This is a genomic window from Mesorhizobium vachelliae (assembly GCF_033977325.1).
In the GTDB taxonomy this organism is placed as follows: domain Bacteria; phylum Pseudomonadota; class Alphaproteobacteria; order Rhizobiales; family Rhizobiaceae; genus Mesorhizobium; species Mesorhizobium vachelliae.
Genome location: NZ_JAVIIR010000005.1, coordinates 374,156 through 394,718 on the forward strand (window position 1 = coordinate 374,156; position 20,563 = coordinate 394,718).

Annotated in this window: 18 protein-coding genes and 1 riboswitch; of the genes, 9 read left to right on the forward strand and 9 right to left on the reverse strand. The window is 63.8% G+C overall.

Features of this window, described 5'->3' with window-relative positions; genetic code table 11:
• Positions 1-71 precede the first annotated feature (71 nt).
• Complete coding sequence (gene ppk2 / locus RFM41_RS14055) at positions 72-977, reverse strand: polyphosphate kinase 2 (RefSeq protein WP_320248850.1); 906 nt, start codon at positions 975-977, stop codon at positions 72-74.
• A 198-nt stretch (positions 978-1,175) separates the two neighbouring features.
• Here ppk2 and RFM41_RS14060 point away from each other — a divergent pair, with 198 nt between their 5' ends.
• From RFM41_RS14060 to RFM41_RS14070, 3 genes are all read left to right on the forward strand, one after another.
• Entirely contained in the window at positions 1,176-2,441 is a 1,266-nt protein-coding gene (locus RFM41_RS14060; RefSeq protein WP_320248848.1) for a sensor histidine kinase, read from the forward strand.
• Positions 2,442-2,550: 109 nt separating this feature from the next.
• Complete coding sequence (phoU, locus tag RFM41_RS14065; protein ID WP_320248847.1) at positions 2,551-3,273, forward strand: phosphate signaling complex protein PhoU; 723 nt, start codon at positions 2,551-2,553, stop codon at positions 3,271-3,273.
• Positions 3,274-3,459: 186 nt separating this feature from the next.
• Positions 3,460-4,464 carry a magnesium and cobalt transport protein CorA gene (locus RFM41_RS14070; protein WP_320248846.1) on the forward strand — a complete coding sequence of 335 codons (1,005 nt, stop codon included), beginning with the start codon at positions 3,460-3,462 and terminating at the stop codon, positions 4,462-4,464.
• Positions 4,465-4,570: 106 nt separating this feature from the next.
• Here the strand turns inward: RFM41_RS14070 and RFM41_RS14075 are convergent, their stop codons facing one another.
• Positions 4,571-5,089, reverse strand: coding sequence for a GcrA family cell cycle regulator (locus tag RFM41_RS14075; protein WP_320248845.1), 519 nt, complete (start codon positions 5,087-5,089; stop codon positions 4,571-4,573).
• Positions 5,090-5,447: 358 nt separating this feature from the next.
• Between RFM41_RS14075 and RFM41_RS14080 the strand changes: the two genes are divergently transcribed.
• The 3 genes from RFM41_RS14080 (at position 5,448) to RFM41_RS14090 (ending at position 8,727) form a co-directional block, all read left to right on the forward strand.
• On the forward strand, positions 5,448-6,647 hold the full coding sequence (locus RFM41_RS14080) for an aspartate aminotransferase family protein (RefSeq protein WP_320248843.1): 1,200 nt from the start codon (positions 5,448-5,450) through the stop codon (positions 6,645-6,647).
• Between the two features lie 16 nt (positions 6,648-6,663).
• Positions 6,664-7,575 carry an ornithine carbamoyltransferase gene (gene argF, locus RFM41_RS14085; protein ID WP_320248841.1) on the forward strand — a complete coding sequence of 304 codons (912 nt, stop codon included), beginning with the start codon at positions 6,664-6,666 and terminating at the stop codon, positions 7,573-7,575.
• A 123-nt stretch (positions 7,576-7,698) separates the two neighbouring features.
• Positions 7,699-8,727, forward strand: coding sequence for an Hsp33 family molecular chaperone (locus tag RFM41_RS14090; protein WP_320248840.1), 1,029 nt, complete (start codon positions 7,699-7,701; stop codon positions 8,725-8,727).
• 208 nt (positions 8,728-8,935) lie between these two features.
• Here RFM41_RS14090 and apaG read toward each other — a convergent pair whose 3' ends face one another.
• Complete coding sequence (gene apaG / locus RFM41_RS14095; protein ID WP_112127899.1) at positions 8,936-9,328, reverse strand: Co2+/Mg2+ efflux facilitator ApaG/CorD; 393 nt, start codon at positions 9,326-9,328, stop codon at positions 8,936-8,938.
• A 343-nt stretch (positions 9,329-9,671) separates the two neighbouring features.
• Between apaG and RFM41_RS14100 the strand changes: the two genes are divergently transcribed.
• Complete coding sequence (locus RFM41_RS14100; RefSeq protein WP_320248835.1) at positions 9,672-10,814, forward strand: ceramide glucosyltransferase; 1,143 nt, start codon at positions 9,672-9,674, stop codon at positions 10,812-10,814.
• Positions 10,815-10,846: 32 nt separating this feature from the next.
• Here the strand turns inward: RFM41_RS14100 and RFM41_RS14105 are convergent, their stop codons facing one another.
• On the reverse strand, positions 10,847-12,037 hold the full coding sequence (locus RFM41_RS14105; RefSeq protein WP_320248833.1) for an O-succinylhomoserine sulfhydrylase: 1,191 nt from the start codon (positions 12,035-12,037) through the stop codon (positions 10,847-10,849).
• A 56-nt stretch (positions 12,038-12,093) separates the two neighbouring features.
• Positions 12,094-12,171: riboswitch (SAM riboswitch) on the reverse strand.
• A gap of 117 nt (positions 12,172-12,288) precedes the next feature.
• Between RFM41_RS14105 and RFM41_RS14110 the strand changes: the two genes are divergently transcribed.
• Positions 12,289-13,383, forward strand: a complete 1,095-nt coding sequence (locus RFM41_RS14110; protein ID WP_320248831.1) for a 2'-deoxycytidine 5'-triphosphate deaminase — start codon at positions 12,289-12,291, stop codon at positions 13,381-13,383.
• 41 nt (positions 13,384-13,424) lie between these two features.
• Here RFM41_RS14110 and araD1 read toward each other — a convergent pair whose 3' ends face one another.
• The 4 genes from araD1 to chvE all read right to left on the reverse strand — a co-directional run bounded on the left by araD1 (position 13,425) and on the right by chvE (position 18,708).
• On the reverse strand, positions 13,425-14,417 hold the full coding sequence (gene araD1, locus RFM41_RS14115; RefSeq protein ID WP_320248830.1) for an AraD1 family protein: 993 nt from the start codon (positions 14,415-14,417) through the stop codon (positions 13,425-13,427).
• Positions 14,418-14,624: 207 nt separating this feature from the next.
• On the reverse strand, positions 14,625-15,917 hold the full coding sequence (mmsB, locus tag RFM41_RS14120) for a multiple monosaccharide ABC transporter permease (protein ID WP_320248828.1): 1,293 nt from the start codon (positions 15,915-15,917) through the stop codon (positions 14,625-14,627).
• Positions 15,914-17,449, reverse strand: a complete 1,536-nt coding sequence (gene mmsA / locus RFM41_RS14125; protein ID WP_320248826.1) for a multiple monosaccharide ABC transporter ATP-binding protein — start codon at positions 17,447-17,449, stop codon at positions 15,914-15,916. The genes mmsB and mmsA overlap by 4 nt, the downstream gene beginning before the upstream one ends.
• Positions 17,450-17,637: 188 nt before the next feature.
• On the reverse strand, positions 17,638-18,708 hold the full coding sequence (gene chvE, locus RFM41_RS14130; RefSeq protein ID WP_320248825.1) for a multiple monosaccharide ABC transporter substrate-binding protein: 1,071 nt from the start codon (positions 18,706-18,708) through the stop codon (positions 17,638-17,640).
• Positions 18,709-19,001: 293 nt separating this feature from the next.
• Between chvE and RFM41_RS14135 the strand changes: the two genes are divergently transcribed.
• Entirely contained in the window at positions 19,002-19,991 is a 990-nt protein-coding gene (locus RFM41_RS14135; protein WP_430691530.1) for a LysR family transcriptional regulator, read from the forward strand.
• Between the two features lie 83 nt (positions 19,992-20,074).
• On the opposite strand, the gene RFM41_RS14140 is transcribed toward RFM41_RS14135, so the two are convergent.
• Positions 20,075-20,554, reverse strand: a complete 480-nt coding sequence (locus tag RFM41_RS14140) for a hypothetical protein (protein ID WP_320248822.1) — start codon at positions 20,552-20,554, stop codon at positions 20,075-20,077.
• Positions 20,555-20,563 lie beyond the last annotated feature (9 nt).

Sequence of the window (20,563 nt, forward strand, 5' to 3'; positions counted from 1 at the left end):
TAATCCGTCCGCAACTGCGCAAAAACAAAGAGATAGAGCGGTTCGCCGTTTCCGTGAAACGGTGAGGCGCTCTAATTTTTCAGGAATTCCGGACCCTCGCCGATGAGCTTCTTGTCGGGCTTGCCGACGGCGTCGAGGTCCCTTCCGTCATAGGGCAGGGAAAGCAGGATGCGCTGGATCACCGCGAGCCGGGCGCGGCGCTTGTCGTTGGCCCGCACGACGATCCAGGGTGAGAACTCCTTATGCGTGCGCTCGATCATCAGGTCGCGCGCCTTGGTGTAGTCGTCCCATTTGCTGACGCCGGCGATGTCGATCGGCGAGAACTTCCAGTTCTTCAGCGGCGACCAGCGGCGGTCATGGAACCGCTCGAGCTGCGTTTCGCGGCCGATATTCAGCCAGAATTTGAAGAAATGGATGCCTTCATTGCTGATCATTCGTTCGAAATGCGGCGCCTCTTCGAGGAATTTCTCGTGCTGCTCCGGCGTGCAGAACCCCATGACTGGCTCGACGCCGGCGCGGTTGTACCAGGAGCGGTCGAACGTGACGAATTCGCCCGAAGCCGGGAAATGGTCGACATAGCGCTGGAAGTACCATTGCCCGGCCTCGGTCGGCGTCGGCTTGGGCAGCGCGACGTTGCGTGCCGTGCGCGGGTTCATATATTGCCGCAGCACGAAGATCGTACCGCCCTTGCCGGCGGCGTCTCTGCCCTCGAACAGCGCAATCACCCGCTTGCCGGTCGCCTGCAGCCAGGCCTGCACCTTGACCAGCTCGACCTGCAGTCTCTCGAGCTCCTTTTCGTAGTCCTCGCCCTTCATCTTCTTGTCGTAAGGATAGCCGCCGGTGGTGAGCTTGTTGTCCTCGATCCAGTCAGGGAGCACCGGATTGTCGATGTCGAACTCGCGCTCCTTGCCGCCGATCTTGATCTTGATCGGTGCGGTGGCTGGCACCGCTTCAGCCGTTTCCTTGGCCTTTTTCATCCGGACGAACCTTCCCAGTTAGCGGACTCATGCTATGGAGCCTGTGCAGCGCGGCGCGCATTCGGGCGCAAAGACGTTGTAGCATTTTGATTTTGCGCATGAACCTTCGCGAAAATCGATCCTGATTTTCAGGGCCATGCGCCAGGCCGGTCCAGCGAGCTGCCGACCGGTCCACGGGATGCGGGGTGGCGCGGGCCTATGGCAGAGACGGTCGCGGGGCAGGACGGCAAGGGACAAGCCCTGGCGGCGCGGCTTTGGCGCAACCGCTGGCTGCTTGGCGCGGGCGTTGTCGCGATCTTTGCCGTTTATTTTTTCGCCGGCGCTTCCGTCTATGTGCTGGTGCTGGCCCTGGTCGCGCTGGCGGCCGCGGCGATGCTGTCCACGGATGCGGGACGCCAGCCAGCCGATGCAGGAGCGGCGATCGAGGCAAGCGGGCTACAGAGGCTATCCGGCGAGTATCTGGCGGCCGCGGTCGCCGATCCGCTGATCATCTTCGACCATTCCGCCACCATCGTCCATGCCAACGCCGCCGCCTTCGCCGCCTTCGGCGGGCTGGCGCCGGGCATGTCGCTGTCATTGAAGTTCCGCGCGCCGGAAATGCAGGCGCTGCTGGATGGCATCCTGTCGGGGCAGGTCGCCGCCGACGCGGTCGACTACACCGAAAAGCTGCCGGTGGAACGGACATACCGCGTCAGCGCGTCCACGGTCGGCCATGCCACCGGCCTCTACGTGCTGGTCTTCAAGGATCAGAGCGAGACGCGCCGCATCGATCGCATGCGGGCCGACTTCATCGCCAATGCCAGCCACGAGCTGCGCACGCCGCTCGCCTCGATCGCCGGCTTCATCGAGACGCTGCGCGGGCCGGCCCGCAACGATCCGGTGGCGCGCGACCAGTTCCTGCAGATCATGCAGAACCAGACCGGCCGCATGGCCCGCCTGATCGACGATCTGCTCTCGCTGTCGCGGTTGGAGATGAAACCCTATCTCAGGCCGGGCACCGAGGTCGATCTTCGCCAGACGATCGACAGCGTCATCGATTCGCTCGCACCGCTGGCCAGTGAGAACGGCGTCGTCATCGAGCGGGAGTTCGCCGATGGGCCGCTCGTCGTTCCCGGCGATCGCGACGAACTGTTCCAGGTTTTCGAGAATCTCCTCGAGAACGCCTGCAAATACGGCCAGTCGGGCGGGCATGTCACCGTATCGATCGCCGACGGCCAGGATGGCCAACAGCCGGGCTTCGACGTCACGATAAGGGACTATGGTCCGGGCATCGCCGAAGAACACATCCCGCGCATCACCGAGCGCTTCTACCGCGTCGATGTCGAAAGCAGCCGCACCCAGAAAGGCACCGGGCTTGGCCTTTCGATCGTCAAGCATATATTGACCCGTCATAACGCCAGACTGTCCATCAAGTCGGAAGTCGGCAAGGGCGCGGCGTTCACGGTTCATTTGCCGGCTCGCTGATCTTGTATCGGTTGCTAACCGGGATTTTCTTCATTCTGTCATGCGGTTCACGTATCAGCGACGGAATGAGGGAACGCAACAGCCGGCACAAACCGGGAAGGCATAGTCCATGCAGTCCGTCCATATCGTCAGTGCCTATGACGAAGAGCTGAAGTACCTGTCGAAGCGCATCGCCGCGATGGGCGGGCATGCCGAGCGCATGGTCGAACAGGCGGTGGCGGCCCTGGTGAACGTCGATCACGGCCTCGCCCAGAAGGTCATCCAGGACGATCTCGTCCTCGACGAGGGGCAGCGCGAGATCGACGACAAGGCCATCATCATCATCGCCAGGCGCCAGCCGATGGCGACGGACCTTCGCGAGATCGTCGGCGCCATCCGCATCTCGGCCGATATCGAGCGTGTCGGCGACTTGGGCAAGAACGTCGCCAAGCGCGTGGCCTCGGTCGACGGCCGCCAGCCGAACAGCCTTTTCCGCGGCCTGGAGGCCCTTGCCAACCTGGCGCTGACGCAGCTCAAGGAAGTGCTCGACGTCTATGCGTCGCGCTCGGTCGAGAGGATCGGCTTCGTGCGCGACCGGGACGACCAGATCGACGCCATGTACACCTCGCTGTTTCGCGAGCTTTTGACCTACATGATGGAAGACCCGCGCAACATCACGCCCTGCACGCATCTTCTGTTCTGCGCCAAGAATATCGAGCGCATCGGCGACCATGCCACCAACATCGCCGAGACCATCTATTACATCGTCACGGGCGATCAGATGCCCGCCGACCGGCCGAAAGGCGACAAGACCGACAAGGTCGTGCTGCCCGGCACGGTGCCGGCTAAGTGAACAGCCGCCTCTCGAACGGCTTGCTGATTTAAGTTAAGCTCCTGTGGTGCGTTTCACCGTTTCATGGAAACGGCGAAACGCACTATCTATTTGTTTTTACGCAATTCCGGGCGGAAAACCGCTCACACTTTCCTGGAATTGCTCCAGGCGCAGCAATTTGTCAGTCGCAGTCTCGGGAGGTTTGCGATGGAACAAGTTCGGAACCTGACCCCAGCCCCGGCGTCGGGCATCATAGCATCCAGCGTCTATTCGGGCGGCAAGCGGGTTGCCGACATTGCCATCGAACAGGCCGGCGAATGGGCTGCGAAACCCGGCCATGTCGTCTGGATCGGCCTGCTCGAGCCCGATCGCAACCTGCTGCTCAGGGTGCAGGCGCAATTCCACCTGCATGATTTGGCGATCGAGGATGCCGAGCATCCGCATCAGCGCCCGAAGATCGAGCAATATGGCGATGCCCTGTTCATCGTCGCCCGCACCGCGCAATTGATCGACGGCCGCGTCACTTTCGGCGAGACGCATCTGTTCGTCGGCACCGGCTACATCGTCAGCGTCCGGCACGGCCCCTCGACCTCATACGCCGCCGTGCGCCAGCATTGGGAAAGCTGCCCGCATTCCCTCGCCAAGGGCGAGGACTTCGTCCTCTACGCCATCCTCGACTTCATCGTCGACAACTACATGCCCGTGCTGGAGCAGATCGAGGACGAGGTCGAGGCGATCGAGGACAAGGTGCTTTTGAAGCCGATGGCCGGCGCCGATATCGAACGGCTTTACATGCTGCGCCGCGATCTGCTGCGGCTGCGCAATGCGGCCCTGCCGCTGGTCGAGGTCTGCCGTAGGCTGACCAGCGCCGATCTGCCGCAGATACATGCCGCCATGCATCCGCTGTTTCGCGACGTGACCGACCACATCCGCACCGTGCAGGAAAAGATCGACAGCCTGCGCGAGGTTCTGGCCTTCGCTTTCGAAGCCAGCCTTCTCGTCGGCCAGAGCCAGGAAACCGCGATCTCCAAGAAGCTCGCGTCATGGGCCGCCATCCTGGCGGTGCCGACGGCTTTCGCCGGCATCTACGGCATGAACTTCTCCGACATGCCGGAACTGAAGATGGAATATGGCTATCCGACCGTGCTCGCGGTGATCGCGCTGATCTGCGCGTTCCTGTATTGGCGGTTCAAGAAGAATGGGTGGCTGTGAGCGGCAGCGCCAATAGGGAGTAGCGAATAGGGAACAACGAAAAACGGCTTGCTCCCTGTCACAGAGGCCAAGCCGTTCTATTCGCTATTCGCTATTCGCTATTCGCTCAGCGCGCGCGCCGCCGCTCCGCCGCCGGCTGGAACGCAACCCGGGAATGATACTTGCAATACGGCCCCGTTTCGGCGGCGTCGTTGCCGCAGAAGCTGAAGTCTTCCGAGAGCGGGTCGCCGTTCGGCCATTTGCAGGTCCGTTCGGTCAGTTCGACGAGCTGCAGGTTGCGCGAGATCGGCACCACGACATTCTCGACCGGGCGGATATAGTGGCGCGCGACCGGCTCGGCGTCGAACTGCACCTGGAGCGCGGTGGCGCCGATGGTGGCCGTCACATGGCGTGTCGCGCTCGCTGCGCGGGTCACCGATTTCTGCATCGAGGCGCCTTGCGTCGCCTTCTTCTGACGCGCCGGGGCGGCCGTCGTACGGCCGCGACCCGACAGCTTCAGGCGATGCACCTTGCCGATGACGGCGTTGCGGCTCACTCCGCCAAGCTGTGCGGCAATCTGGCTGGCGCTCAGGCCCTCCGACCACAATTTCCTGAGAAGTTCTACCCGCTCGTCAGTCCAATTCATGGGGCCGCGCTCCTGCTGAGGCGTGCGGTAGCCAGAATCCTTTCCCGAGCCGGCTCTCGCCGGGCAAACGACACCACATGTACCGGGTGATTTAGGTCCGCCGCACGAAATATAGTTATTTCTCGACTACAAATACCTTATGCGCTGACTCGGTGACAAGAGTCCCCAGGGCAACACCGATTCGGTTTTTACGGTTTTCCCCAACTTGCCGGTCTCCTTATGAGCCGGCGTGGCGTCAGGGCTTTGCCACGCGCTTCTGCGTGACGTTTTCGTTGACTTCATGGCCGAAAAACATGATAAGCCGCAAAGGCCGCCGCATTGGCGGCTTTTTTGATTTCCGGTTCCGGAGACGCATATAATGAGCGGTTCGGCGCTTTACGAGACCTTTGCTCGCGCACCCCTGGCCTTCGATCACGGGGAGGGGACCTGGCTGGTCACCGACAAGGGCGAGCGATATCTCGACTTTGCAGGCGGCATCGCGGTGAATTCGCTGGGCCACAGCCATCCGCATCTGGTCGCCGCGCTCACCGAGCAGGCCGCCAAGCTCTGGCACGTCTCCAATCTCTACGAGATCCCGGAACAGCGCCGGCTGGGCGAGCGGCTGGTCGACGCCACCTTTGCCGACAAGGTGTTCTTCACCAATTCCGGCGCCGAGGCGCTGGAATGCGCCATCAAGACGGCCAGGCGCTATCAGTTCGTCAAGGGCCATCCCGAGCGTTTCCGCATCATCACCTTCGAGGGCGCCTTTCACGGCCGCACGCTGGCGACAATCGCCGCCGGCGGCCAGTACAAATATCTCGAAGGCTTCGGCCCGAAGGTCGAAGGCTTCGACCAGGTTGCATTCGACGACATCGACGCGGCCGAAAAGGCGATCACGCCGGAGACCGCGGCAATCCTGATCGAGCCGGTGCAGGGCGAGGGCGGCATCCGTCCGGTGCCGACGCAGTCCTTGAAGCGGCTGCGCCAGCTTTGCGACCAGCACGGCCTGCTTTTGATCTTCGACGAGGTCCAATGCGGCATCGGCCGCACCGGCAAGCTGTTCGCGCATGAATGGGCCGGCGTCACGCCAGACCTGATGGCGATCGCCAAGGGTATCGGTGGCGGCTTCCCGATGGGCGCCTGCCTTGCCACGGACGAGGCGGCGACCGGCATGACGGCCGGCGTGCACGGCACCACCTTCGGCGGCAATCCGCTGGCGATGGCGGTCGGCAACGCCGTGCTCGACGTCGTGCTGGCTGACGGCTTCCTCGAGGACGTGCAGCGCAAGGCGCTGCTTCTGAAACAGGGGCTGGCCGGGGTCGCGGACGAATTTCCCGATGTCATCGAAGGCATCAGGGGGACCGGCCTGATGCTCGGCCTGAAATGCGCCATGCCCAACACCAAGGTGAACATGGCGCTGCGCGACCAGCACCTGCTTGCCGTGCCGGCGGGCGACAACGTCATCCGCCTCCTGCCGCCGCTCACCGTTACCGACGAGGAGATCGGCGAGGCGCTGGAGCGCATTCGCGCCGGTGCCAAGGGCCTGACCGACGCGATTGCGGCCGAAGCCGCGAAATAATTTCGGGAATCTGCCGATGAGTGTTCGCCACTTCACCGATCTATCCGCCGTTTCCGCGGGCGACCTGCGCATCATGCTGGACGACGCGGTGGCGCGAAAGACCAGGCTCAAGGCGGGCGAGCGTTCAAAACCGCTCGATGGCAAGGTGCTGGCCATGATCTTCGACAAGCCGTCGACGCGCACACGCGTGTCCTTCGATGTCGGCATGCGCCAGCTCGGCGGCGAGACCATCATGCTGACCGGCACCGAGATGCAGCTTGGCCGTTCGGAAACCATCGCCGACACGGCGAAAGTGCTGTCGCGCTACGTCGACGCCATCATGATCCGCACCACCTCGCATGACCGTCTGCTGGAGCTCACCGAGAACGCCACCGTTCCGGTCATCAACGGGCTGACCGACGACACGCATCCCTGCCAGCTCATGGCCGATATCATGACCTTCGAGGAGCATCGCGGCCCGGTGGCCGGCAAGACCTTCGCCTGGACCGGCGACGGCAACAATGTGCTGCATTCGCTGCTCGAAGCCTCGGCGCGGTTCCGCTTCAACCTCAATGTCGCGGTGCCCGAAGGCAGCGAGCCTTTCGAGAAATATGTCGACTGGTCGAAAGCCAATGGCGGCAAGGTCCGGTTTGCCGGGTCCGCCGAGGAGGCCGTCGACCAGGCCGACTGCGTCGTCACCGACAGCTGGGTCTCGATGGGGCAGGAGCACCGCGCCCGCGGCCACAACGTCTTCCTGCCCTATCAGGTGAATGCGGCGCTGATGTCAAAGGCCAACCCCGACGCGTTGTTCATGCATTGCCTGCCCGCGCATCGCGGCGAGGAGGTCACCGACGAGGTGATCGACGGGCCGCATTCGGTGGTGTTCGACGAGGCCGAGAACCGGCTGCACGCCCAGAAGGCGGTGCTGGCCTGGTGCCTGGGCGCTTGAGAAGGGCGGACCTGACCGCTTGCGGTCCGATTGGGGTCAACTTGATCTGGGGATAGGTGATGCCTATTTGCGGGCCATCACGTAAATTGAACGCGCTTCGACGCATGCGGCTCATCGGGCGGCATGGCTGCGCCCCGGAGTTTTGTCATGTTGGAAACCCATACCTTGGCTGAGCATAAACCCCAACTCGGTGAATTCGGCTTCGCCGGCGATGATCACGTCGTGCCCTACGAGGTCGCGCCGCTCGATGTGCGCGGCCGCACCGTGCAGCTCGGGCCGATGCTCGACGCTATCTTGAGCCGCCACAACTATCCCGAGCCGGTCGCTCGCCTTTTGGCGGAAGCCTGCGTGCTCACCGTGCTGCTCGGCACCTCGCTGAAGTTCGAAGGCAAGTTCATCCTGCAGACCCGCACCGACGGTCCGGTCGACATGCTGGTGGCTGATTTCAGCACCCCGCATGCGCTGCGCGCCTATGCTCGCTTCGATGCCGACCGGCTGCAGGCGCTGACCGCCGCCGGCGAGACCTCGCAGCAGACGCTGCTTGGCAACGGCGTCTTGGCTCTGACCATCGACCAGGGCGCGCATACGCAGCGCTACCAGGGCATCGTCCAGCTCGACGGCACCTCGCTGGAGGACGCCGCGCGCACCTATTTCCGCCAGTCGGAGCAGATCCCGACCGAGATCAAGATGTCGGTCGCCAAGCTGGTCACGCCCGGACCGGCCGGCGCGCGCGAGCAGTGGCGCGCCGGCGGCCTCCTGGCGCAGTTCCTGCCGCAGGCGCCGGAGCGCATGCGCATTCCCGATATTTCGGGCGGCGACGGCGACGACCGCGAGCTGACGGACCATCCGGCCGACAATTCCTGGCAGGAACTGCTGGCGCTGCTCGGCACGATCGAGCCGACCGAGCTGATCGACCCGACGGTAGGCGCCGAGCGGCTGCTCTACCGGCTGTTCCATGAGCATGGCGTGCGGGTTTTCCGCGGCGTGCCGGTCGCCGATCAGTGCTCGTGCTCTCGCGAGAAGATCTACGGCATCCTCGAAGGCTTTTCGGCGCAGGAGATCAAGGACTCCACCGAGGACGGCGGCATCCATGTCGCCTGCGAGTTCTGCTCGACGCAATACGACTTCGATCCGGCCGAATTCGTGAAGTAAAAATCTTCCTTCTCCCCGTTCTACGGGGAGAAGGTGTCACGAAGTGACGGATGAGGGGCAGCGCTAACGTTGGTGATGGTAGCGCTCGCCGTGAGCGACGCTGTCGTCAGTCTCAAAGAAAAACTCTCAGCAGCCCGGCGCCGCCCCTCATTGCCCTGCCGGGCATTTCTCCCCGTAGAACGGGGAGAAAGACGCCAATCGCCGACGCCTAATTCACCGTCCGCCTTGTCCCCGGCATGTCGAGCGAGAAAGCCGGAATGGCGATATCGAACGTCTCGCCGCGGCCGTTGCGCATCGTGTAATGGCCGACCATGATGCCCGACGGCGTCGAGAGCGGGCAGCCTGAGGTGTATTGATAGCTGTCGCCGGGATTGAGTTCCGGCTGATCGCCGACGACGCCGGCGCCGCGCACCTCCTCGACCCGGCCCTGGCCGTCGGTGATATGCCAATAGCGCGACAGAAGCTGCACGAATTCGTCGGAGCGGTTGTCGATCGTCACTTGGTAACCCCAGACATAGCGGTTCTCGGACGGATCGGATCGGTCCTCCAGGTAGAAGGGCCTGACCAGCACTTCGATGTTGCGCGTCACTGCGCGATACATGGGCCACTCCGGTTGCCGCGGCGAAACATTCGTCGCGCTTCGCCATTAGAGGCGCGGCGCCGACCATCCTGCCAGCTTTTAAGCGCAGGTGCCGAAAAACAATGTCATTTAAGTGACACATGACAATGTTGGTGTGCACAAACCGTGCCGGGCGACTCGGGCGCTCTGTCGACTGATGAAACGGCCGCATGCGGCCTGGAGCAATTCCAGGAAAAGTGTGAGCGGTTGGGCTCGGCGCCTTCGCCGTAGCCTTCCGTCCGGAATTGCGTGAAAACAAAGAGATAGAGCGGTTCGCCGTTTCCGTGAAACGGTGAAACTCTCTAACGGGAGTGGCCAGATCTCGATGGAACTGACTATCGCAGCCGGCCTGGCTTCGTCAGCCCTTCTTCTCTCCAACCTTGCCAGCATCCTGCTCGCCGCGTCGCGGCTCAGAAGGCGGCATGTCATTGCGCCGCCCACCGATGCGCAGCCGGTCTCGATCATCGTTCCTTCGCGCGGCGTTGAGCCGTTCACACAGGAGACCCTGCAGCGTGCCTTCTCGCTCGACTGGCCGCGCTATGAGCTGGTCTTCTGCATCGCGCATGCCGAGGACCCGGTGGTGAGGCTCATCGATGCGGCGATCGCGCGCCACCCCAAGGTTCCGGCGCGGCTGCTGATCGGCGACGACCGCATCAGCGCCAATCCCAAGCTCAACAATTGCGTCAAGGGCTGGCAGGCGGCCAGGCACGATTGGGTGATCCTCGCCGATTCCAACGTGCTGATGCCGCGGGACTATGTCCAGCAGCTGATGGCGGCATGGCGGCCGGACACCGGCCTCGTCTGCTCGACGCCGATCGGCTCGCGGCCGGATGGGTTTTGGGCCGAGGTCGAATGTGCCTTCCTCAACACGCTGCAGGCGCGCTGGCAATATGCCGGCGAGGCGCTCGGCCTCGGCTTTGCCCAGGGCAAGAGCATGCTGTGGAACAAGCCGATGCTGGACGCCAATGGCGGCATCCAGGCTTTGGCCGCCGAGATCGCCGAGGACGCGGCGGCCACCAAGCTGGTCAACAGCCTGGGCTTGCGCGTCAATCTCGTCGCCTCGCCTTTCGAGCAGCCCCTTGGCCAGCGCACGCTCGCCGAGATCTGGTCGCGCCAGGCGCGCTGGGCGCGGCTGCGGCGGGTGACCTTCCCGCTGTTCTTCGCGCCCGAGATCCTGACCGGCGCCGCAATACCGCTGCTGCTGGCGCTGATTGCCGCGGCAGGCGCCGGCGTCAGCCTGCCCACAACGGCCTTGTGCGTGCTGGTGATCGCCTACCTGCCGGAGTGCCTGCTGGCCTCTGCCAAGGGCTGGTATCTGTCGCCGCGCAGCCTCACCGCGATGATCGTGCGCGACGCGATGCTGCCCGCCATCTGGGCGCGCGCCTGGTTCGGCGGCGCCGTCGAATGGCGCGGCAATGCCATGACCATCCGCACCAAGGCTATGACCGAACTGGAAGAGCTCGCCTGAGTTCTGGTGTGGCGGCAGCGCCTCGGCAGCTCTTACTTGGCCGCCTTCAGCGCCTGTTCGATGTCTTCCAGCAGATCGTCGGTGTCTTCCAGGCCGACCGAGAGCCTGAGAGTGCCTGGTCCGATGCCGAGCTCTGCCCGCGCGTCGTCGCTGAGGTTCTTGTGCGTCGTCGTCGCCGGATGCGTGATCAGGCTCTTGGCGTCGCCGAGATTGTTGGAGATCAGCACGATGTCGAGCGCGTTCTGGAAAGCGAAGGCCGCCTGCTTGCCGCCCTTGACGTCCAGGCAGATCAGCGTCGAGCCGCCCGACATCTGCTTCTTGACGACATCTGCCTGCGGATGATCGGCCCGGCCCGGATAGATGATGCGCGCGATCTCCGGCCGCTCGGCCAGGAAGTCGGCGATCTTGCCGGCGCTCTCGGTCTGCTGGCGCACGCGCAGCGGCAGCGTCTCGAGCCCCTTCAGCAGCGTCCAGGCGTTGAAGGGCGACAGGCTCGGACCGGTGTGGCGGAAATAATCGTGCAGGTTCTCGTCGATCCACTTCTTGTCGGACAGGATGACGCCGCCGAGGCAGCGGCCCTGGCCGTCTATATGCTTGGTCGCCGAATAGACGACGATATGGGCGCCGAGCTGCAGCGGCTTCTGCTGCAGCGGCGTGGCGAAGACATTGTCGACGACCACCCGCGCGCCGATGGAATTGGCGAGCTTGGCGACCGCCGCGATATCGACCACTTCCAGCGTCGGATTGGTCGGGCTCTCCAGGAAGAACAGCTTGGTGTTCGGCCTTATCGCCTTTTCCCAATTGGCGATGTCGGTGCCGTCGACCAGCGTCGCCTGGATGCCGTAGCGCGGCGCCAGCGTCTCGACGATCCATCGGCAGGAGCCGAACAGGGCACGCGCCGCGACGATGTGGTCGCCGGCCTTGACGCTGCAGAGCAATGCGGCCGCAACGGCGGCCATGCCCGAGGCCGTGGCGCGGGCATCCTCGGCGCCTTCCAGCGCGCACATGCGCTTTTCGAACATGTCGACGGTCGGGTTGGCGTAGCGCGAATAGATGAAGCCCGGCTCCTCGCCCTTGAAACGGGCTTCCGCAGCCTGCGCGGTCTCGTAGACATAGCCCTGGGTGAGATACATCGCCTCGGAAGTCTCGCCGAAGCCGGAACGCAATGTTCCGCCATGCACGAGTGCCGTCTGAGGTTTCCATTTGCGCTTCTTGGTGCTCATAGCCCTGCTTCCAGACACAAAAAAACCGGCCGCGAAGTCGCAACCGGTCCATACAGCCTTGCGGCTCGACGGTCCTTTAGCGACTTGTTTAACGTGGCTGCAAGCCGACCGGCCAAATCACCACGGGATAACGACCCTTTAGACCCGCGCCGCGCTTGCGTCAATTGCCGGCTTCATTAAGAGGTTTGTACCAGCCGGGCGGCAAGAGCCTGCTCAGGTCCTCGCCCGGCCCTTGTGAACGGAGCCAGCCTTTGCGGCAGACAGGCATTCTTCCGGATCAGGACATCGCGGCGCTGTTCGAGGCCAACGCGCTGAAGTCGCCGCGCGCGCTGGACGCCGACCAGATCCAGCCGGCCAGCCTCGATCTCAGGCTCGGCGACAAGGCCTATCGCGTGCGCGCCTCTTTCCTGCCGGGGCCTGATCATCTGGTCGTCGACAAGCTCGAACGGCTGAAGCTGCACGAGATCGACCTCGCCCGGGGCGCGGTGCTGGAAACCGGCTGCGTCTATATCGTGCCGCTGCTCGAAAGCCTGGCGCTGCCGGCGAGCGTATCCGCCTCGGCCAATCCGAAGAGCTCGACCGGGCGCCTCGACATCTTCACCCGTGTGATGACCGACCGCGGCCACGAGTTCGACAAGATCGCCGCCGGCTATCACGGGCCGCTCTACCTCGAAGTCAGCCCGCGCACCTTCCCGATCGTCGTGCGGGCCGGCTCGCGGCTGTCGCAGATCCGCTTTCGCACCGGCAATGCGGTGCTTTCGGAGAGCGAGCTGCGCGAGCTCCACCGCGCCGAGATGCTGGTCGCCACCGAGCCGCCCAACATTTCCGGCGGCGGCATCGCGCTCTCCATTGACCTCGACGGCGACAAGGACGGCCTCGTCGGTTATCGCGGCAAGCACCACACCGGCCTGGTCGACGTCGACAAGCGCGCCGCGCAGGATGTCGTCGATTTCTGGGAGCCGATCTATAAGAGCGGCGCCGGCGAGTTGGTTCTCGATCCCGACGAGTTCTACATCCTGGTAAGCCGTGAGGCGGTGCACGTGCCGCCGCTTTACGCCGCCGAGATGACGCCGTTCGATCCGCTGGTCGGCGAGTTCCGCGTCCACTATGCCGGCTTCTTCGATCCGGGCTTCGGCCACTCCGCCGCCGGCGGCAGCGGCAGCCGCGCGGTGCTCGAAGTGCGCAGCCACGAGGTGCCTTTCATCCTCGACCACGGCCAGATCGTCGGCCGCCTGGTCTACGAGCACATGCTGAAGCGCCCGCAGGCGCTCTACGGCACCGATCTTGGCTCGAACTACCAGGCGCAGGGCCTGAAGCTCTCCAAGCATTTCAGGGCAGCGCGCTGAGGCTGCCAATCTCCCCCACGAGAAGGGGGAGATCACCCTTCCTACAGCGCCTTCACCGCCACCTTCACCGGCTTTTCGATCTCCAGCGGATTGCGCAGCGGCAGGCCGAAATCCGGCGCCTCGATCTCGAACGTATCGCCGGCCTCGGTCCGGATGCCGTCGGCGAAGGAGAGCGTCGCGGTGCCGAACATATGCACATGCACGTCGCCCGGCTGACGGAAGGCCGAGTATTTGAAATGGTGGTGCTCGAGATTGGCGATGGTGTGCGACATGTTCGCTTCGCCTGAGAGGAACGGCTTTTCCCACAGAAGCTTGCCGTCGCGCCAGATGCGCGATGCGCCGCGGATGTCGGCCGGCAGGTCGCCGATCAGGATCTCGGGGCCGAAGGAGGCGTTGCGCAGCTTGGAATGGGCGAGGAACAGATAGTTCACCCGCTCGGTCACATGGTCGGAGAACTCGTTGGACAGCGTGAAGCCGACGCGGAACGGCGCGCCGTCATCGCCGATCACATAGATGCCGGCGATCTCGGGCTCTTCGCCACCGTCCTGCGCGAAGGCCGGCGACATCAGCGCCGCGCCCGGCGCCACGGCCATCGTGCCATTGCCCTTGTAGAACCATTCCGGCTGCACGCCGACCTGCCCCTGGGCCGGCTTGCCGCCTTCGAGACCCATGCGGAACATCTTCATGGAATCGGTGAGCTGTTCCTCGCCGTCATTGAGCTTCTTGTGCATGGAATCGCGCGTCGCCGCCGAGCCGAGATGCGTCAGCCCCGTGCCGGTGAGGTGCAGATGCGCCGGGTCCGGATGGTTGATCGGCGAGACCAGCCTGCCTCTCTTGTAGGCGGCATCAAGATCGACCGTCTCGCCATAGCCCTTGCGCTCGATCAGCGCTTCGAGCCCCGTGCCGGTGCGCGCGGCCTCCATCGCCAGCGAATAGACGCTGCGCGCGCCGTTGATGACCCTGGTCTTGCCGCCGCCATTGCGGGCGACGACGCGGATCGTCTCGGCGTCGTCGAGGATCTGGGAGATCAGCATATCGAACCCTCTCTCATCTTGCCTGGGTCAGGCTGCCCGCGGGCAAATCCTGACCGGCGTGGCGTGGGGACCCCACGCCACGGTTGAAATTCTTCGTCCGGATTGCGCTCGCGAGCCTGGTCCTTGCCGGGACTTCTTGGCGCCGACGGGCTGCCGGCAGCTTCGCGATCTGAAACCCGTATGCCTCCTTAAATCCGCTTCCTGCCTTCAGGCCTTGTTCTTGTTGTAAACGTCGAAGATGACGGCGCCGAGCAGCACCAGGCCCTTGACCACCTGCTGCCAGTCGACATTGACGCCCATGATCGACATGCCGTTGTTCATGACGCCCATGATGAAGCCGCCGACCACGGCGCCGATCACCTGCCCGACGCCGCCCATCGCCGAGGCGCCGCCGATGAAGACGGCCGCGATGACGTCGAGCTCGCTGCCGAGACCCGCCGCCGGCACGGCCTGGCCGAGGCGCGCGGCGATGATCAGGCCGCCCAGGGCCGACAGCACGCCCATGTTGATGAAGACGAGCAGCGTCAGCCTTTCGGTGTTGATGCCCGACAGCTGCGCGGCCTTGGCGTTACCGCCCATGGCATAGATGCGGCGGCCGATGGTCATGCGCTTGGTGACGAAGACGAACAGCGAGATCAGCACGCCCATCACCAGGAGCACGACCGGCAGGCCCCTGTAACTGGCGAACTGGAAGACCAGGAACAGCGCCAGCGCGCTGCCCACCAGCGTCTTGATGACGAACAGCGGGAAGGGCTCCGCCTCATAGCCATGACGCTCGCGCTTGCGCCGCGTCCTGAAGCCGAAATAGGCATAGGCGAGCACCGCGATCAGGCCGAGCACGATCGTCGTCATGTGCAACGTCAGGCCGCTGCCGACGATGGTCTTGCCGGCGGCATTGACCGTCGGCGGGATCAGCGTCAGCGGGCCGATGACGTCCGGGATGAAGCCCGAGCTCAGCGCCTTGAAGCTGTCCGGCAGCGGGCCGACCGAGGAGCCGCCGCCAAGCAGCGCCTGGCAGATGCCGCGGAAGATCAGCATGCCGGCCAGCGTCACGATGAAGCTCGGTATGCGGTGATAGGCGATCCAGTAGCCTTGCGCCGCGCCGATCAGCGCGCCGACGATCAGGCAGACGATCGACACCACCAGCGGATTCGAGAATATCCCAAGCGGCCAGATTACCATCATCATCGCGGCGAGCGCGCCGATGAAGCCGGCGACCGATCCGACACTGAGGTCGATATAGCCGGCGACGATGACCAGCAGCATGCCGAGCGCCATCACGATGATGAACGAGTTCTGCTGCACAAGGTTCGAGAGGTTCACCGGTTTGAACAGCGTTCCCGACGTCGTGTACTGGAAGAACAGCATGATGACGATCAGCGCGATGATCAGGCCGTATTCGCGCAGGTTCGTCGTCAGCGCCGAGACGGCGACGCGCTGCCCCTGCTTGACGTCCTCGGCGACGCCGCTCTGCGGCGCGGGAGCGCTTTCTGTGCTCATGATGCTTTTTTTCCTTCTCCCCGAACGATGGCGCGCATGATTTTTTCCTGGCTGGCGTCGCTTGCCGCCATTTCGCCGACGATGCGTCCTTCGTTCATCACATAGATGCGGTCGGTGATGCCGAGCAGTTCGGGCATTTCCGACGAGATGACGATGATCGCTTTGCGCTCGGCGGCGAGGCGGGCGATGATCGTATAGATTTCGTACTTGGCGCCGACGTCAATGCCGCGCGTCGGCTCGTCGAGGATCAGCAGCTCCGGGTCGGCGAACAGCCATTTCGACAGCACCACCTTTTGCTGGTTGCCGCCCGAGAGATTGCCGGTCAGCTGATAGACGCTGGAGGCGCGGATGTTCGTCTTCTTGCGGTAGTCGTTGGCCACGCTCATTTCGCGCATGTCGTCGATGACGCCGCGGCTCGAAACGCCGCCCAAATTGGCCAGCGTCACATTGTGCTTGATATGGTCGATGAGGTTGAGGCCGTAGGTCTTGCGGTCCTCGGTGACATAGGCGATGCCATTTGCCACCGCCCTGCTCACCGTCGAAAGATCGACGGGTTTGCCTCGGTGCAGGACCTCGCCTGTGATGTGCCGGCCATAGGAGCGGCCGAACAGGCTCATCGCGAATTCGGTGCGGCCGGCGCCCATCAACCCGGCAATGCCCACCACCTCGCCCTTGCGCACATTGAGGTTGACGTTCTTGATCACCTGCCGTTCGGCGTGGATCGGATGGTAGACCGACCAGTCCTTCACCTCGAAGATGACCTCGCCGATCTGCGGCTCGCGCGGTGGGTAGCGGTCGTCGAGCGAGCGGCCGACCATCGAGGTGATGATGCGGTCTTCCGAGATGTCCTTCCTGGGCAAGGTCTCGATGGTGCGCCCGTCGCGGATCACCGTCACCTTGTCGGCGACCCGGTTCACCTCGTTGAGCTTGTGCGAGATCAGGATCGAGGTCATGCCCTGGCGCTTGAACTCGAGCAGGAGGTCGAGCAGCGCCTGGCTGTCCTTTTCGCTGAGCGACGCCGTCGGCTCGTCGAGGATCAAGAGCTTCACTTCCTTGCTCAGCGCCTTGGCGATCTCGACGAGCTGCTGCTTGCCGACGCCGATATTGGTGATCAGCGTCTTGGGGTCCTCGTTGAGCCCGACTTTCTTGAGCAGGGCGGCCGTGCGCGCCTCGTTGGCGTCCCAGTCGATGACGCCGTAGCTGGCATGCTCGTTGCCGAGGAAGATGTTTTCCGCGATCGACAGCATCGGCACCAGGGCAAGCTCCTGGTGGATGATGACGATGCCGATATGCTCGCTGTCGTGAATGCCCTTGAAGTTGCATTCCTGGCCGCGGAAGATGATCTGGCCGTCATAGGTGCCGGACGGATAGACGCCCGACAGCACCTTCATCAGCGTCGACTTGCCGGCGCCGTTCTCGCCGACGACGGCGTGGATCTCACCTTCCTCGACGCTGAGATTGACGTTCGACAACGCCTTCACGCCGGGGAACGTCTTGGTGATGTCGCGCATCTCCAAAATCGTCGAGGCCATCAGGATCTGCTCCCTGGCGCAGGCCTTCCAATCCAGGAAAATGCCATGCGCGAAATCAACATGCCGCGGCTCCCTTGGCGCCCGTGACGGCGCACCGCGCTGCGGAAGCCGACAAAAACAATACCGGGGTCGCTTGTGAACGAAAAGGGGCCCTGCGTCGCGCAGGACCCCTTGCTTTGCTTGCCGGATTACTTCAGGTCCGCAGCCTTGATGTAGCCGGAGTCGACGACCTGCGCCTGGTAGTTCGACTTGTCGACCTCATGCGGCGTGAGCAGGATCGAGGGAACGACCTTCACGTCGTTGTTGTAGGTCTTGGTGTCGAGGCCGTCGGGCTTGCCGCCGGAGAGCACCTTGTCGACCAGCTGCACGGTGGACTTGGCCAGCTCGCGGGTATCCTTGAACACGGTCGAGTACTGCTCGCCCGAGATGATCAGCTTGACCGAGGCGGTCTCGGCGTCCTGGCCGGTCACGATCGGCCAGGGCTGGGCATCCGTGCCGTAGCCGACGGCGCGCAGCGAGGCGGTGATGCCGCGCGACAGGCCGTCATAAGGCGACAGAACGCCATCGACGCGGCTGCCGTCCGAGTAGTTGGCCGAAAGCAGGTTGTCCATGCGGGCCTGGGCGGTCGCGGCGAGCCAGCGCAGCGTGCCGACCTTGTCCATGCCCGTCTGGCCGGACTTGATCTTGATCGTGCCGTTGTCGATCAGCGGCTGCAGGACCGACATCGCGCCGTTGTAGAAGAAGAAGGCGTTGTTGTCGTCCGGCGAGCCGCCGAACAGTTCGACGTTCCACGGCTTAGTGTTCGGGAAACGCTCCTTGAGGCCCTTGACCAGCGAATTCGCCTGGATCACGCCGACGCCGAAATTGTCGAAGGTGGTGTAGTAGTCGACATTCGGGGTCTTCTTGATCAGGCGGTCATAGGCGATGGTGACGACGCCGGCATCGTTGGCCTTCTGCAGCGCGTCGGCCATGGTGGTGCCGTCGATCGAAGCGATGATCAGCGCCTTCGGGCCCTTGGTGATTTCGTTTTCCAGCTGGCTGAGCTGGTTCGGGATATCGTCCTGCGCATATTGCAGGTCGACGGTGTAGCCGAGCGCTTCGAGCTGGGACTTGACGGCGTCGCCGTCGTTGATCCAGCGCTGCGAGGTCTTGGTCGGCATCAGCACGCCGACGAGACCCTTGTCGGCGGCATGCGCCGAATAGGTCGTGGCGGCAATGCCAAGAGCCGCGATAGCGGCCAGCGTCTTGATGATCTTCACGATTACTCTCCCTGGTTGATGGACGCGACACCTCGGGGCTTCGCGGGCCGCGCAGTCGAGCAGGTGCGCTGGCGCGCCACTGTCGGCTTTATCGATCTCCGGTATCCTCCCAATCGGCTCCGCGACGCAGTTTCAATCGATACGAATTTGCTCGTTGCCGACCCCTGCGCCTCGGAACGCACGAAGGGTGGGTTCCTTTGACATAACTGTCAAATGCGATCTTTGCTGGTTGCTATATCGAAACTGGTATAGCTTAAACAGCAGATAGAGACACGGCGGAGAGGCTCCAATTCATGGCGGCATTGAGAGGTAATGATGTGATTTCAATGAGTTACGAGAAGTTGCCAGGAGACGGCGAGACGCTGCTGCGCAGCGGCCTGAGCCTTCGCCACATGCGCATGATCACCGCGCTGGACGATCACGGACGGGTGAGCGCCGCCGCCCAGGTCATGAACATCTCCCAGCCGGCCGCCTCGCGCATGATCGCCGAGATGGAGGCGGTGCTCGACGTGAAGTTGTGCGAGCGGCTGCCGCGCGGCGTGACGCTGACCCCTTACGGCCTCGCGCTTGCCCGCCGTGCCCGCTCTATCTTGCTCGAGATGCGCGAGGCCGATCGCGAGATTTCCGAGCTCAAGGCCGGCAAGGGCGGCTCGGTCTTCCTCGGCGCCGTGACGGCGCCGGCGATCGAACTGGCCGTGCCGGCGATCCGCGAGATCCGCCGCATCTACCCGCGCATCGAGATCACCATGCAGGTCGAGACCTCGAATGTGCTCGCCCGCGAGCTGATCGCCTCGCGCCACGATTTCATCATCGCCCGTATCCCCGACGACCTCAATCCGCGGCTCTTCGAATCGCGCGTCATCGGTGTGGAGAAGGCCTGCCTCATCGTGCGCCGCGGCCACCCTCTGGCGAGCGGCAAGATGGTGCGGCTTGAGGAGACGGCGGGTTATGACTGGGTGTTCCAGTCCGGCGGCTCGCCGCTGCGCCAGGCGATGGAAAGCAACTTCTTGAACCGCGACATTCCGCTGCCAGACCGCATCCTCAACACCTCCTCGCTGTTGCTCACTTTGGTGATGGTGGCGCAGTCCGACGCCATCGCGCCGGTCTCGATCCAGGTCGCCAAGTTCATCCAGGGCCCCGACGGGCTGGCCGGCGCCATCGACGTGGTTCAGACCGAGTTCGACATCGAGGTCCGGCCCTACAGCCTGATCACGGTCAAGAACCGGGTGCTCTCGCCCGCCGCGAAAATGTTGCACGACTTCATCTTGCGCGAAGTGGGGTAATGGAACGAGAATACTACTTGTACGTTCAAACCGATCGGCCGCTCGCTGGAGCCCGTTGCGGGTGAGGGAAGAGCTGCCGATGCTCAACAGCTCTGGAGGTTTCGATGGAACGTCGGTTGTTTCTGACTGGAATGCTTGGCGTTGCGGGGGCGGCCGCACTTGCAAGCCTGGCCGGACCTGGCAAGGCCGTTGCCGGTATTCCCGCCGGCAATGGAATTCTGGACGAGCTCGACAAGCCAGATAATGCGGTCTTCGAAGGCGACGATCCGGCCCAAGTGGAATTGGTCGCGCACCGTCGTCACCATCGTCGACACGGGCACGGAGGCGGACATTGGCGCTGGCGCCACCGTCGTCGCGGTCGCCGGCGCGGCTGGAGGCATGTCTGCCGTCGCTTCTGGCATCGTGGCCGTTGGCACCGCCGTTGCCGGCGCGAGCGCGTGTGGATCTGGCTGTAACGGCGTCACCCGCTGGGCACGCCGAACTCGGATCTTGCCTCTTTGTGCAAGATCCGAGTTCCCTTGATGTAAATCGCTATCGCCCGTGCGGGCTTCGACTTCCGGCAATCCGCCTGT